Origin of the sequence: Pseudomonas sp. H11T01 (assembly GCF_048515765.1) — a bacterium.
Lineage (GTDB): Bacteria > Pseudomonadota > Gammaproteobacteria > Pseudomonadales > Pseudomonadaceae > Aquipseudomonas.
The window spans coordinates 1-13,870 of the sequence record NZ_JBLYED010000050.1 but is presented as its reverse complement, the minus strand read 5'-3'; the positions used below and the strand labels follow the sequence as shown (position 1 = coordinate 13,870).

Below are 13,870 nucleotides of genomic sequence, written 5' to 3'. Positions count from 1 at the left end.
GCCATGTCGTGACTGTAAGACAGCACCATGATCTCATCCGTGTGCGCTGCCTGAAACTTATTGCCAATAGAATCCTGGGTTGAACAACCCGCTGAAATCAGTCCTTGAGCCTTGCCGGTGATGGTCAGGTAACCATGATTAGCCATAAATACCACTCCTTGTAGTCAGGGCGAGCAGTCTACGGCAGGAGTTTCGAGCATTTATGTAGGTCAATTCTGAAAATAGAGTAATGGGGTGAGTTCGCCGGAAGCGCGCGCCTCGCACCGGGCGAAACCGTCCACGCTGCTGCGGCCAAGCTGATTCCGAAAGCCTGTGGCATTTGATCGTTCCCACGCGCCGCGTGGGAATGCCGCCATGGACGCTCTGCGTCCGCTCTGGATGTGACGCGGAGCGTCACGGGATGCATTCCCACGCAGAGCGTGGGAACGATCATTGCCCTAGAACCACCGCTGAATCTCGATCAGTCCCTCCATCCCTGAATAATTGCGAGCACTGGAATACCGCCAATGTTCCGCGAGATCGACATACCCACGTTTCACCGGGTTGTGATGAATGTAATCGAGCTTTTCGCGCATCACCCTTTCGCTGTAAACCAGCTCTGCGTGTGAACCTTCCTGCCACAGCTGATAAACCCGATCCTGCTTATGAGCTCGTTTGCTGAAGCGCAGGCGCTGCAAGGCGCGCTCTGCGCCTTTGCTTTGCAGATCGTCGATGATTTGTCGTGCGGTGAACGATTTGAACTGGCTGACGCATTTGGCCAGATCGGGTGACTGGGCCACGAAATGCAGATGATTTTCCAGGACCACGTAACCGTAAAGGCGCAGCTCTTGATGCATTTGCTGATAGCGCCAGCAGTCGATCAGGTGATCGACAATGTAGGGGCGGATGAACAGTGGAAGCCATTCCATGAGGGTGCACGTGAGGAAATGGGGTTTGTCGGGTTCAGTGATGGTGTAGCGGCTTCTGCCCATGGGTGCATTCCTTTGCTGCGCGGGGGAATGAACAGGGTGAGCGGGGTTGTGTGGTGATGCTAGGCGACAGCGCAGCGGAGTAAGTCGGAAATTGCGACGCGCCTCTATAGATCGTTCCCACGCGGAGCAAAGGAATGCAGCCCGTGACGCTCTGCGTCACAACGGTGTTCGGCTATACGTAGGCGGTGAAGCAGGAACGCGGAGCGTCCCGAGAGGCATTCCCACGCGGAGCGTGGGAATGATCATGGTGAAGGGCGGCTAGCAGGACATCACTTCCCGAATATCCGCCGCCAATTCCCTCACACGCTCTTCTTCGGTATCCCACGAGCACATGAAGCGTGCGCCGCCGGTGCCGATGAAGGTGTAGAAGCGCCAGCCTTTTGCGGTCAGTGCAGCAACGGCCGGTCCTGAGAGTTGCAGGAACACGCCGTTGGCTTCCACCGGGAACATCAATTCCACGCCGGGAATGTCTTTCACCAGGTTGCTCAGCAACTGCGCGCAGTGGTTGGCGTGACGGGCATGTTTGAGCCAGGCGTCGTTTTCCAGCAAGCCGACCCACGGTGCGGAGAGGAAGCGCATTTTCGACGCCAGTTGCCCAGCCTGTTTGCAGCGGTAGTCGAAGTCTTCGGCCAGTTTACGGTTGAAGAACAGAATCGCTTCACCCACTGCCATGCCGTTTTTCGTGCCGCCGAAGCACAGCACGTCAACGCCGGCTTTCCAGGTCAGGTCCGCGGGTGAGCAATCGAGGAACGCACAGGCGTTGGAGAAACGCGCGCCGTCCATGTGCAGGTTCAGGCCTAATTCTTTGCAGGTGGCGCTGATGGCGCGGATTTCTTCCGGACGGTAGACGCTGCCGACTTCGGTCGCCTGGGTCAGGGTGACTACGCGCGGTTTCGGGTAGTGGATGTCCTGGCGCTTGAGGGCGATTTCGCGGATCGATTCGGGGGTCAGCTTGCCGTTTTCAGTACGAGCGGTCAGCAGCTTGGAGCCGTTGGAGAAAAACTCCGGCGCACCGCATTCGTCGGTCTCGACGTGGGCGGTTTCCGAGCAGATCACGCTGTGGTAGCTCTGGCACAGAGAGGACAGGGCCAGGGAGTTGGCCGCGGTGCCGTTGAAGGCGAAAAACACTTCGCTGTCGGTTTCGAACAGCTTACGGAAATCGTCAGCCGCGCGGGCGGTCCACTGGTCGTCGCCGTAGGCACGTTGGTGGCCATGATTGGCCGCCTCCATCGCGGCCCAGGCCTCAGGGCAGATACCGGAATAGTTGTCGCTGGCGAATTGTTGGCTCTTATCGGTCATGGCCGGATCCTGTGGTCGATGATGGTGCACACTTTAACCAAGATTGCCGGGGGAGCGCACACTCTGTTGCTGTAGGAAAAATGCAAAGTACTTGAGGGATTATGCGCGTGTCTGTGCAAACCCCGTTCAACGCTGCCGCGCAGGCCAATGGTGTCGCAATCCTGGGTATCGCCACCTGCCTGACTGCGCCGCTGATCGGTTTGTTGCTATTGCGGTCCATGAGTCGTTATCAGCCGCCGCCGATGCACCGTTGGGCGTATGTGCTCTATCCCATGCATTTCCTCGCGCTTCTGGCTAGGCGCGAAGCCCTTGTATAACCCTGTGGGAGCGGGCTTGCCCGCGAAGAACGATAACGCGTAATGCCTGAAAAACCGCGGTGTTCGCTTCGCGGGCAAGCCCGCTCCCACACCCTATGTCGTAAACGCACCTTTGCGTGGCGTCCATAGGCATTTGGCCTGTCTGCGCCGGTCATACCATCGCATCCAAAGGGCACTGTCTAAGGGCAGAGGCCTCACCGAGACGAATGGCGCACCGCCGCCGCTGGGAGAGACGCGATGTTCAGCAAGCAAGACCAAATCCAGGGTTATGACGATGCACTGCTGGCGGCCATGAATGCCGAAGAGCTACGTCAGGAAGATCACATCGAGCTGATCGCGTCGGAGAACTACACCAGCAAACGCGTCATGGAAGCGCAAGGCAGCGGCCTGACCAACAAATACGCCGAAGGCTACCCGGGCAAGCGCTACTACGGCGGTTGCGAGCACGTCGATGTGGTCGAGCAACTGGCCATCGATCGCGCCAAGCAGCTGTTCGGTGCCGATTACGCCAACGTTCAGCCGCACTCCGGCAGCCAGGCCAACGCAGCGGTGTTCCTCGCCCTGTTGCAGGCCGGCGACACCGTGCTGGGCATGAGCCTGGCCCACGGCGGTCACTTGACCCACGGCGCCAAGGTCAGCTTCTCCGGCAAACTCTATAACGCTGTGCAGTACGGCATCGACACCGCTACTGGCCTGATCGATTACGACGAAGTCGAGCGCCTGGCGGTCGAGCACAAGCCGAAAATGATCATCGCCGGTTTCTCGGCCTACTCCAAGACTCTGGATTTCCCACGCTTCCGTCAGATCGCGGACAAAGTCGGCGCCTACCTGTTTGTCGACATGGCCCACGTCGCCGGTCTGGTGGCTGCTGGCCTGTACCCGAACCCGCTGCCGTACGCCGACGTGGTCACCACCACCACCCACAAAACCCTGCGCGGTCCGCGTGGTGGTCTGATCCTGGCCCGTGCCAACGAAGAGCTGGAAAAGAAACTCCAGTCCGCAGTATTCCCTGGTGGTCAGGGCGGCCCGCTGATGCACGTCATCGCCGCCAAGGCCGTGTGCTTCAAAGAAGCACTTGAGCCCGGTTTCAAGGTGTATCAGCAACAAGTGATCGACAACGCTCAGGCCATGGCCAGCATCTTTATCAAACGCGGCTACGATGTAGTGTCCGGCGGCACCGACAACCACCTGTTCCTGGTCAGCCTGATTCGTCAGGGCCTCACCGGTAAGGAAGCTGACGCCGCCTTGGGTCGCGCTCACATCACCGTGAACAAGAACGCCGTACCGAACGATCCACAGTCGCCGTTCGTCACCTCGGGCCTGCGTATCGGCACCCCGGCGGTCACCACTCGCGGCTTCAAGGTCACTCAGTGCGTCACGCTTGCCGGCTGGATCTGCGACATTCTCGACAACCTCGGTGATGCCGATGTCGAGGCCGATGTGGCGAAGAATGTGGCAGCCCTGTGCGCGGACTTCCCGGTTTACCGCTGAGAGCAGTTTTGGAGTAAATGACTATGCAACGCTACTCGGGCTTCGGCCTCTTCAAGCACTCCCTCAGCCACCATGAAAACTGGCAGAAGATGTGGCGCACGCCGACCCCTAAAAAGGTCTATGACGTGGTCATCGTCGGCGGTGGCGGGCATGGTCTGGCGACCGCCTACTACCTGGCCAAGGAACACGGCATCACCAACGTGGCCGTGGTCGAAAAAGGCTGGCTGGGCGGCGGTAACACCGCGCGCAACACCACCATCGTGCGTTCCAACTACCTGTGGGATGAGTCGGCGCACCTGTACGAACACGCGATGAAACTGTGGGAAGGCCTGTCCCAGGACCTGAACTACAACGTGATGTTCTCCCAGCGTGGCGTCTACAACCTGTGCCACACGCTGCAGGATATTCGTGATTCCGAGCGTCGGGTCAGCGCCAACCGCCTCAACGGCGTCGATGGCGAACTGCTCAACGCCAAGCAGGTTGAGGACGAGATTCCGTACCTGGATTGCTCGAAAAACACCCGTTACCCGATCATCGGCGCGACCGTTCAGCGTCGCGGCGGCGTGGCTCGTCACGATGCCGTGGCCTGGGGCTTTGCCCGTGCCGCTGACGCCCTGGGCGTGGACCTGATTCAACAGACCGAAGTGATCGGTTTCCGCAAGGAAAACGGTGTGTGCATCGGTGTTGAAACCAACAAGGGCTTCATCGGCGCCAAGCGCGTTGGTGTGGTCACTGCCGGTAACTCCGGGCACATGGCCAAACTCGCCGGTTTCCGTCTGCCGATCGAATCCCACCCGCTACAAGCGCTGGTGTCCGAGCCGATCAAGCCGATTATCGACAGCGTGATCATGTCCAACGCCGTACACGGTTACATCAGCCAGTCCGACAAGGGCGACCTGGTGATCGGCGCCGGTATCGACGGCTACAACGGCTACGGCCAGCGTGGTTCGTACCCGGTGATCGAACACACCATTCAGGCCATCGTCGAGATGTTCCCGGTGTTGTCCCGTGTACGCATGAACCGTCAGTGGGGCGGCATCGTCGACACCACGCCGGATGCGTGCCCGATCATCTCGAAAACCCCGGTCCCGAACATGTTCTTCAACTGCGGTTGGGGCACCGGCGGCTTCAAAGCGACACCTGGCTCGGGCAACGTGTTTGCCGCAAGCCTTGCCAAGGGTGAAATGCACCCGTTGGCCGCACCATTCTCCATCGACCGTTTCCACAACGGTGCGTTGATCGACGAACACGGCGCTGCAGCTGTCGCCCACTAACAGGAGAAATCCCTATGTTGCACATCTTCTGTCCTCACTGCGGCGAACTGCGCTCCGAAGAGGAATTCCATGCATCCGGCCAGGCGCACATCCCGCGTCCACTGGACCCGAACACCTGCACCGACGAACAGTGGGGCGACTACATGTTCTTCCGTGACAACCCACGCGGGTTGCACCACGAACTGTGGGATCACGTTGCCGGTTGCCGTCAGTACTTCAACGTCACCCGTGACACCGTGACCTACGAAATTCTCGAAACCTACAAGATCGGCACCAAGCCGCAATTCACCGGTAAGACAGAAACGGCGAAAGTCGCCACTGGTCTGGGAGAGAAGGTATGAGCCAGATCAATCGTCTGTCCAACGGCGGCCGGATCGACCGCAACAAAGTCTTGAACTTCACCTTCAACGGCCAGAACTACAAAGGCTTCGAAGGCGACACCCTGGCCGCAGCCCTGCTGGCCAACGGTGTGGACATCATCGGTCGCAGCTTCAAATACTCCCGCCCGCGCGGCATCTTTGCCGCCGGTGCCGAAGAGCCGAACGCCGTGCTGCAGATCGGCGCCACCGAAGCCACGCAAATCCCTAACGTGCGCGCTACTCAACAAGCGCTGTACTCGGGTTTGGTCGCCACCAGCACCAACGGCTGGCCGAGCGTCAACAACGACATGATGGGGATTCTCGGCAAGGTCGGCGGCAAGCTGATGCCACCGGGCTTCTACTACAAAACCTTCATGTACCCGCAATCGTTCTGGATGACCTACGAGAAGTACATTCGTAAGGCCGCAGGTCTTGGTCGTTCGCCGACCGAGAACGATCCGGACACCTACGACTACATGAACCGTCACTGCGACGTGCTGATCGTCGGCGGTGGCCCTGCGGGTCTGGCCGCCGCTCTGGCAGCTGCGCGCAGCGGTGCCCGAGTGATTCTGGCGGACGAACAGGAAGAGTTCGGCGGCAGCCTGCTCGACTCCCGTGAAAGCCTCGACGGCAAACCGGCCACCGATTGGGTCGCCAGCGTTATCGCCGAACTGAAATCCCTGCCGGACGTGGTGCTGTTGCCCCGCGCCACGGTTAACGGCTACCACGACCATAACTTCCTGACCATTCACGAGCGCCTCACCGATCACCTCGGCGACCGCGCACCGATCGGTCAAGTGCGTCAGCGTATCCACCGGGTTCGCGCCACGCGCGTGGTACTGGCTACCGGCGCTCACGAGCGTCCATTGGTTTACGGCAACAACGACGTGCCGGGCAATATGCTGGCCGGCGCAGTCTCGACGTATGTCCGTCGTTACGGCGTAGCGCCAGGCAAAAAACTCGTGCTCTCCACCAACAACGATCACGCCTATCGCGTGGCGCTGGACTGGCTCGACGCCAGCCTGCAAGTGGTGGCCATCGCTGACGCACGGAGCAATCCACGCGGCGCGTTGGTAGAAGAAGCACGGGCCAAAGGCATCCGTATTCTGACCGGCAGCGCAGTGATCGAAGCGCGTGGCAGCAAACACGTGACCGCCGCTCGCGTCGCGGCCATTGATGTTAAAGCTCACTCCGTGACCAGTCCTGGCGAATGGCTGGAGTGCGATCTGGTGGCCAGCTCCGGCGGCTACAGCCCGGTGGTTCACCTCGCTTCGCACTTGGGCGGCAAGCCGATCTGGCGTGAAGACATCCTCGGTTTCGTACCGGGCGAAGCACCGCAGAAACGCGTGTGCGTCGGTGGTGTAAATGGCGTGTACAGCCTCGGCGACACCTTGGCCGATGGTTTTGAAGGCGGCGTGCGCGCTGCCAGCGAAGCCGGGTTCAAAGCGGTCCAGGGCGTGTTGCCAAAAGCCCTGAGCCGTCTGGAAGAGCCGACTCTGGCGCTGTTCCAGGTGCCTCACGAAAAAGCCACCGCACGGGCGCCGAAGCAATTCGTCGACCTGCAGAACGACGTCACCGCCGCCGCCATCGAACTGGCGACCCGCGAAGGTTTCGAATCGGTCGAACACGTCAAACGCTACACCGCACTGGGCTTCGGTACTGACCAGGGCAAACTGGGCAACGTCAACGGTCTGGCCATTGCGGCGCGTTCCCTGAACGTGACCATCCCGCAAATGGGCACCACCATGTTCCGCCCGAACTACACGCCGGTAACCTTCGGCGCAGTCGCCGGTCGTCACTGTGGCCATATCTTCGAGCCGGTGCGTTACACCGCCTTGCAAGCCTGGCACGTGAAGAACGGCGCTGAGTTTGAAGACGTCGGCCAGTGGAAACGTCCATGGTACTTCCCGAAAAAAGGTGAAGACCTGCATGCCGCCGTCAAACGCGAATGCAAAGCCGTGCGCGACAGCGTCGGCCTGCTCGATGCGTCGACACTTGGCAAGATCGATATTCAGGGCCCGGATGCGCGTGAGTTCCTCAACCGCGTCTACACCAACGCCTGGACCAAGCTCGATGTGGGCAAGGCGCGTTATGGCCTGATGTGCAAAGAAGACGGCATGGTGTTCGACGACGGCGTGACGGCATGCCTGGCGGACAACCATTTCGTGATGACCACCACCACCGGCGGCGCTGCACGCGTGCTGCAATGGCTGGAAATCTACCAACAGACCGAGTGGCCAGACCTCAAGGTGTACTTCACCTCGGTTACCGATCACTGGGCGACCATGACCCTGTCCGGGCCGAACAGCCGCAAGCTGCTCAGCGAAGTCACCGACATCGATCTGGACAGGGACGGCTTCCCGTTCATGACCTGGAAAGAAGGTTTGGTCGGCGGTGTGCCGGCGCGGGTGTTCCGTATCTCGTTCACCGGTGAGTTGTCCTACGAGGTCAACGTGCAGGCCGACTACGCCATGGGCGTGCTGGAAAAAATCGTCGAGGCTGGCAAAAAGTACAACCTGACCCCGTACGGCACCGAAACCATGCACGTACTGCGGGCCGAGAAGGGCTTCATCATCGTCGGTCAAGACACCGACAGCTCGATGACCCCGGACGACCTGAACATGGGTTGGTGTGTTGGCCGGACCAAACCGTTCTCCTGGATCGGCTGGCGCGGCATGAACCGTGAAGACTGCGTGCGTGATCAACGCAAACAGTTGGTGGGCCTGAAACCGATCGATCCGACCAAATGGCTGCCTGAAGGTGCGCAACTGGTGTTCAACACCAAGCAAGCGATCCCGATGAGCATGGTCGGTCACGTCACCTCCAGCTACACCTGCGGTACGTTGGGCTACTCGTTTGCCCTGGGTGTGGTCAAAGGCGGCCTTAAGCGTCTGGGCGAGCGAGTCTTCGCACCTCTGGCCGACGGCAGCGTGATCGAAGCGGAAATCGTTTCTTCGGTGTTCTTCGATCCGAAAGGCGATCGCCAGAACATCTAACAGCTCAGACCTTGTGGGAGCGGGCTTGCCCGCGAAGGCGGTGTTTCAGGTACACCGCGGTGCCTGATTCGCAGGCAAGCCAGCTCCCACAGTAGATCGCGCAGTCGCACAACAGAATTCAAGACAGGTGCTTTATGACCACAGCCAACGTTTACCAACAGCGCCCAACCACCGGCGCAAAGGCCGAGTCGTCGCTGCATCATGCCGACCTCGCCAGCCTGGTGGGCAAGGGCCGCAAAAACGCCGGTGTCACCGTGCGTGAAAAGAAACTCCTCGGCCACCTGACCATTCGTGGTGACGGCCATGACCCAGCGTTCGCCGCTGGCGTGCACAAGGCCCTGGGCCTGGAATTGCCAGTGGCCCTGACTGTCGTCGCCAAGGGCGAAACCAGCCTGCAATGGATGGGGCCGGACGAATGGCTGCTGATCGTGCCGACTGGCCAAGAATTCGCTGCCGAGAAAAAACTGCGTGAAGCGCTGGGTGCTCTGCACATCTCCATCGTCAACGTCAGCGGCGGCCAACAACTTCTGGAACTGAGCGGCCCGAAAGTCCGCGAAGTGCTGATGAAGTCCACCAGCTACGACGTGCACCCCAACAACTTCCCGGTGGGCAAAGCCGTCGGCACCGTGTTCGCCAAATCGCAACTGGTGATCCGCCACACCGCCGAAGACACCTGGGAACTGGTGATCCGCCGCAGCTTCTCCGATTACTGGTGGCTGTGGTTGCAGGATGCGGCGGCTGAATACGGCCTTAGCGTCCAGGCTTAACGTTGATCGTTCCCACGCTCCGCGTGGGAATGCCTCCCCGGACGCTCCGCGTCCAGCTCTACGGCGGTGACGCAGAGCGTCACAGGCTGCATTCCCACGCAGAGCGTGGGAACGATCGACAGATGAGGAGTCACCGCACTATGAGCCGCGCCCCAGACACATGGATTTTGACTGCCGACTGCCCAAGCGTATTGGGCACGGTGGATGCGGTGACCCGTTTTCTGTTCGAACAGGGTTGCTACGTCACCGAGCACCATTCCTTCGATGATCGGCTTTCCGGCCGTTTCTTCATTCGTGTGGAATTCCGTCAGCCCGACGGCTTCGACGAGCAGGCGTTCCGCGCAGGCCTGGCCGAACGGACCGACGCGTTCGGCATGATCTTCGAACTGACACCGCCGCACCACCGGCCCAAAGTGGTGATCATGGTCTCCAAGGCCGATCACTGCCTCAACGACTTGCTCTACCGCCAGCGCATTGGCCAACTGTCCATGGACGTGGTCGCGGTGGTCTCCAACCACCCGGACCTCAAGCCCCTGGCGGATTGGCACCAGATTCCTTACTACCACTTCCCGCTGGACCCGAACGACAAGCCATCGCAAGAGCGTCAGGTGTGGCAAGTCATCGAAGAGTCCGGTGCCGAACTGGTGGTCCTTGCCCGCTACATGCAAGTGCTGTCGCCGGAGCTGTGCCGCAAACTCGACGGCAAGGCGATCAACATTCATCACTCCCTGCTGCCAGGGTTCAAAGGCGCCAAGCCGTACCACCAGGCCTACAACAAGGGCGTGAAACTGGTCGGCGCCACCGCGCATTACATCAACAACGACCTGGACGAAGGCCCGATCATCGCCCAAGGCGTAGAAGCCGTGGACCACAGTCATTACCCCGAAGATTTGATCGCCAAAGGGCGTGACATCGAAGGGCTGACGTTGGCGCGGGCCGTGGGTTATCACATTGAGCGAAGGGTATTTCTCAACGCGAACCGTACCGTCGTTCTTTAGATTTTGGGGCTGCTGCGCAGCCCATCGCAGCCTTCGGCAGCTCCTACGCCGATCGCGGTTTGCTTCTGTAGGAGCTGCCGAAGGTTGCGATCTTTTGATCCAAACAACGCAAAACCCACAGGCAATAAACCCGAGCAATCAACGCGCTGCCGCTCCATGGCAACGCGACCGCTACATAAAAACAACAGCGAGGTGAAAGCATGTCTGGAAATCGTGGTGTCGTGTATCTCGGCAATGGCAAGGTCGAAGTACAGAGAATCGACTATCCAAAAATGCAGGACCCGCGCGGCAGGAAGATCGAACACGCTGTCATCCTGCGCGTGGTATCCACCAACATCTGTGGTTCGGACCAGCACATGGTGCGCGGCCGTACCACAGCCCAGACCGGTCTGGTGCTGGGCCACGAGATCACGGGTGAAGTGATCGAGAAGGGCAGCGGTGTCGAGAACCTGCAGATCGGCGACCTGGTGTCGGTACCCTTCAACGTTGCGTGTGGCCGTTGCCGTTCGTGCAAAGAGCAGCACACAGGCGTTTGCCTGAGCGTTAACCCGTCTCGTCCCGGCGGTGCCTATGGCTACGTCGACATGGGTGACTGGACCGGTGGCCAGGCCGAATACGCGATGGTGCCATATGCCGACTTCAACCTGCTGAAACTGCCTGATCGCGACAAGGCCATGGAAAAAATCCGTGACCTGACCTGCCTCTCCGACATCCTGCCGACCGGTTACCACGGCGCAGTGACCGCTGGCGTTGGCCCAGGCAGCACCGTGTACATCGCGGGTGCCGGTCCGGTCGGTCTGGCGGCTGCCGCTTCTGCTCGCCTGTTGGGCGCTGCGGTCGTGATCATCGGTGACGTCAACCCAATCCGCCTGGCCCACGCCAAGGCTCAGGGTTTCGAAATCGCCGACCTGTCGACAGACACCCCACTGCACGAACAAATCGCTGCACTGTTGGGCGAACCTGAAGTGGATTGCGCCGTCGATGCCGTAGGCTTCGAAGCTCGCGGTCACGGCCATGACGGCGTGAAACACGAGGCTCCGGCCACCGTACTTAACTCCCTAATGGGCGTGGTCCGCGTGGCCGGCAAAATCGGCATCCCTGGCCTCTACGTCACCGAAGATCCGGGTGCAGTGGATGCCGCCGCAAAAATGGGCAGCCTGAGCATCCGCTTCGGTCTGGGCTGGGCTAAATCCCACAGCTTCCACACCGGCCAGACGCCAGTGATGAAGTACAACCGCCAGCTGATGCAGGCGATCATGTGGGACCGGATCAAGATTGCCGACATCGTGGGTGTTGAAGTCATCAGCCTTGATGATGCACCGCGTGGGTATGGCGAGTTCGATGCCGGCGTGCCGAAGAAGTTTGTGATTGATCCGCATAAGTTGTTTAGTGCGGCGTAAGAAAGTTTTAGGTGAAAGGAGGGCGACTAAGTGTCGCCCTTTTTATTCTTTACGTATGCGTGAGATATCGACTTTTTGTGTTGCGGTTTTAGAAACAGTTAGAAAGGAGCCTCGGAAGCTCTGGGAAGTACCAACTTTCTTCTTGTGTCGAGTGTTCTTATGGATACAGAGCTATAAATGGATTCGCGTAATACAATTTCCATTTCATCTAGTGTTCTATATTTTAGTCCTCCCTCTCCCATTGTTCCAAAACGGTAATGGCGCCCGGGACTCATGGATCTATAGTTTTTAACATAGACCCCGAACACTTGGGGCGTACCATTTTTTGTATAGCTGGCCGCGACCTCCGAGAAGTCTATTGCTATCTGTCGAGTGGGGGCCACATAGAATCCTTTTCCGCTACTGAGGCCACCTACGCTATCCATATGTTTTGAATCTAACCCGGCTGTCAGGCTACTAGCGTGGTCTGTTGTAGAACCATGGTATCCAACAAAATCAAAGCTTTCACTGGAAGTTGAAGAAAGAACGCTGCTCGCTTGGGTGTTTGTGGCCGAAGGCTCGGAAAGTCTTCTCCCCATAAACGGCCTATGTATCGGTAAGTTAGTAGTTTTCCTTGCCGTGGCTGTCGTAGATTTAGTAGTGTTTTCAACTATTTTAGATAGATTTTTTGCGATTAACGACCAACCACCGATATGTCCATTAGGGTCCGAAAAGTTCACCGGGTCCCCCAAGCAATACGCATACGCATTCAACCCGCCCTCCCCAAACGGACTCCAACTGTCCGGGCTGTTGAACCGCATCAACACCGGGTTAAACGCCCGGTATCCATTACCCAATAAATAATGCCCGGTCACTGGATCCGGCCGTTCGCCATTAAACCCGAGCAGGCTGAGCAAGCCGCCTTCCGGGGCGCGATGACCATAAGGTGTATAGGCGAGAGGATGAGGCTGCGTCGCGTCGAGTGAGCTCAATACCGAGCGTTGTTGATCGGTGGCGAGCAAGGTTGTTTTAGCGGTGTCGCCCTGGCGCTGTTGTTGCGCCAGCAGTTGATCGTCGTGCTGAAAGATCGAGCGCTGCACCAAGCCTTGTATCTCGGTGGCTAAACGGCTTTTCAGGTAGAAGCGCTGGGTGCTCGCTTGCTTCGATAGTGAGCAAGCGACCAGGCGATCCAGTGGGTCGTAGTGGTAGCGGCAGAGCAGGATTTCGCGGTTCGTCGGCATGGGGTGGGCTCCCTGGAAGGTCCGTCGATTCAGGTCCTCACTCTTACTCAATTGGCCAACGCTGCCTACTAGCAGAACTGCTAGGTTCTGCGGGGTTTTTGCTTTTGATGTTTGTCCGGAGTTAGTTGATTTCGAAAGCCAGTTGTTGTTTTTACTGATTGTATAAGGACGCTAGAGAGTTATAGTCAGCGGCAGATGCTGGCAACTTGACCAATACGGGGTAGGGGAATAGGGCTTGGACTTTCCGTTCTGCTTCTTCTAGTGTATCTGCTACTACCTCGCCGCATTCAGACTTGTGAATACCATCCATTGGGTAGGCGGTATAGGTGAGAGTCGCCATTTCTATATCCTTGTTATTGGTTAAGTAAATGAAGTCCATGGGTTACGAAACTTGCCGATTGAAGTTATAAACTCCGGATGATATGTCGTCTACTGTCAGAACTTACAGGTTGCATCGTCATGTCAAGGGTTTCGGATAGACGGGCGACATTCCCACGCGGGAGCGTGGGAATGATCGGCGTTACTTTTTTATGACGAAGCCTGCGCCTGCAAGCGCCGACCTATGACGTCCATCAGGTCGCAGCCGTCGCGCAGGGGGATGGCGAGGACTCGGGCGAAGTCGTGGAGGATCACTGTGTCGGAGTGGATCTCTTGTAAGCGCTCCATGAACCCCACCTATTCAAAAATAGGCGGCGCGCTTAGCGAGGCGAGGCGAGCGAGCAGTTCCAAGGCAGCAAGGCTTCGTAATCTTCAACCGAGGTTGCCTGTGGCAGGCGTT

At 58.8% G+C, this 13,870-nt stretch carries 13 protein-coding genes and 1 pseudogene; 9 read left to right on the top strand and 5 right to left on the bottom strand.

The window, feature by feature from the left end:
• The coding region (gene tssD, locus ACN1C3_RS32975; RefSeq protein WP_419119910.1) for a type VI secretion system tube protein TssD at positions 1-146 on the bottom strand (146 nt) is incomplete at its 3' end.
• 102 nt (positions 147-248) lie between these two features.
• Here tssD and ACN1C3_RS32970 point away from each other — a divergent pair.
• Positions 249-320, top strand: a pseudogene (locus ACN1C3_RS32970) (hypothetical protein); the annotation flags it as partial.
• Positions 321-437: 117 nt separating this feature from the next.
• Here the strand turns inward: ACN1C3_RS32970 and ACN1C3_RS32965 are convergent.
• Both ACN1C3_RS32965 and ACN1C3_RS32960 read right to left on the bottom strand, forming a co-directional pair.
• Positions 438-971 carry an REP-associated tyrosine transposase gene (locus ACN1C3_RS32965; RefSeq protein ID WP_419119909.1) on the bottom strand — a complete coding sequence of 178 codons (534 nt, stop codon included), beginning with the start codon at positions 969-971 and terminating at the stop codon, positions 438-440.
• Between the two features lie 258 nt (positions 972-1,229).
• Positions 1,230-2,270, bottom strand: coding sequence for a threonine aldolase family protein (locus ACN1C3_RS32960; RefSeq protein ID WP_419119908.1), 1,041 nt, complete (start codon positions 2,268-2,270; stop codon positions 1,230-1,232).
• 107 nt (positions 2,271-2,377) lie between these two features.
• Between ACN1C3_RS32960 and ACN1C3_RS32955 the strand changes: the two genes are divergently transcribed.
• The 8 genes from ACN1C3_RS32955 (at position 2,378) to fdhA (ending at position 11,872) form a co-directional block, all read left to right on the top strand.
• Positions 2,378-2,587 carry a hypothetical protein gene (locus tag ACN1C3_RS32955; protein WP_419119907.1) on the top strand — a complete coding sequence of 70 codons (210 nt, stop codon included), beginning with the start codon at positions 2,378-2,380 and terminating at the stop codon, positions 2,585-2,587.
• A gap of 237 nt (positions 2,588-2,824) precedes the next feature.
• The gene (gene glyA, locus ACN1C3_RS32950) at positions 2,825-4,078 is read left to right on the top strand and encodes a serine hydroxymethyltransferase (protein WP_419119906.1); all 1,254 of its coding nucleotides are present in this window, start codon (positions 2,825-2,827) and stop codon (positions 4,076-4,078) included.
• A gap of 23 nt (positions 4,079-4,101) precedes the next feature.
• The gene (locus ACN1C3_RS32945) at positions 4,102-5,352 is read left to right on the top strand and encodes a sarcosine oxidase subunit beta (RefSeq protein WP_419119905.1); all 1,251 of its coding nucleotides are present in this window, start codon (positions 4,102-4,104) and stop codon (positions 5,350-5,352) included.
• Positions 5,353-5,366: 14 nt separating this feature from the next.
• Positions 5,367-5,693: a sarcosine oxidase subunit delta gene (locus ACN1C3_RS32940; RefSeq protein WP_419119904.1), complete on the top strand. Its 327-nt coding sequence runs from the start codon at positions 5,367-5,369 to the stop codon at positions 5,691-5,693.
• Positions 5,690-8,707, top strand: a complete 3,018-nt coding sequence (locus ACN1C3_RS32935; protein WP_419119903.1) for a sarcosine oxidase subunit alpha — start codon at positions 5,690-5,692, stop codon at positions 8,705-8,707. The genes ACN1C3_RS32940 and ACN1C3_RS32935 overlap by 4 nt, the downstream gene beginning before the upstream one ends.
• 134 nt (positions 8,708-8,841) lie before the next feature.
• A complete protein-coding gene (locus tag ACN1C3_RS32930; RefSeq protein WP_419119902.1) occupies positions 8,842-9,474 on the top strand; it encodes a sarcosine oxidase subunit gamma in 633 nt (210 codons plus the stop codon).
• 140 nt (positions 9,475-9,614) lie between these two features.
• Positions 9,615-10,472 carry a formyltetrahydrofolate deformylase gene (gene purU / locus ACN1C3_RS32925; protein WP_419119901.1) on the top strand — a complete coding sequence of 286 codons (858 nt, stop codon included), beginning with the start codon at positions 9,615-9,617 and terminating at the stop codon, positions 10,470-10,472.
• Positions 10,473-10,672: 200 nt separating this feature from the next.
• Positions 10,673-11,872 carry a formaldehyde dehydrogenase, glutathione-independent gene (gene fdhA, locus ACN1C3_RS32920; RefSeq protein WP_419119900.1) on the top strand — a complete coding sequence of 400 codons (1,200 nt, stop codon included), beginning with the start codon at positions 10,673-10,675 and terminating at the stop codon, positions 11,870-11,872.
• Positions 11,873-11,970: 98 nt separating this feature from the next.
• On the opposite strand, the gene ACN1C3_RS32915 is transcribed toward fdhA, so the two are convergent.
• Both ACN1C3_RS32915 and ACN1C3_RS32910 read right to left on the bottom strand, forming a co-directional pair.
• Positions 11,971-13,092, bottom strand: a complete 1,122-nt coding sequence (locus ACN1C3_RS32915; RefSeq protein ID WP_419119899.1) for an RHS repeat-associated core domain-containing protein — start codon at positions 13,090-13,092, stop codon at positions 11,971-11,973.
• 528 nt (positions 13,093-13,620) lie between these two features.
• Positions 13,621-13,758, bottom strand: a complete 138-nt coding sequence (locus ACN1C3_RS32910; RefSeq protein ID WP_419119911.1) for a hypothetical protein — start codon at positions 13,756-13,758, stop codon at positions 13,621-13,623.
• Positions 13,759-13,870: the final 112 nt, after the last annotated feature.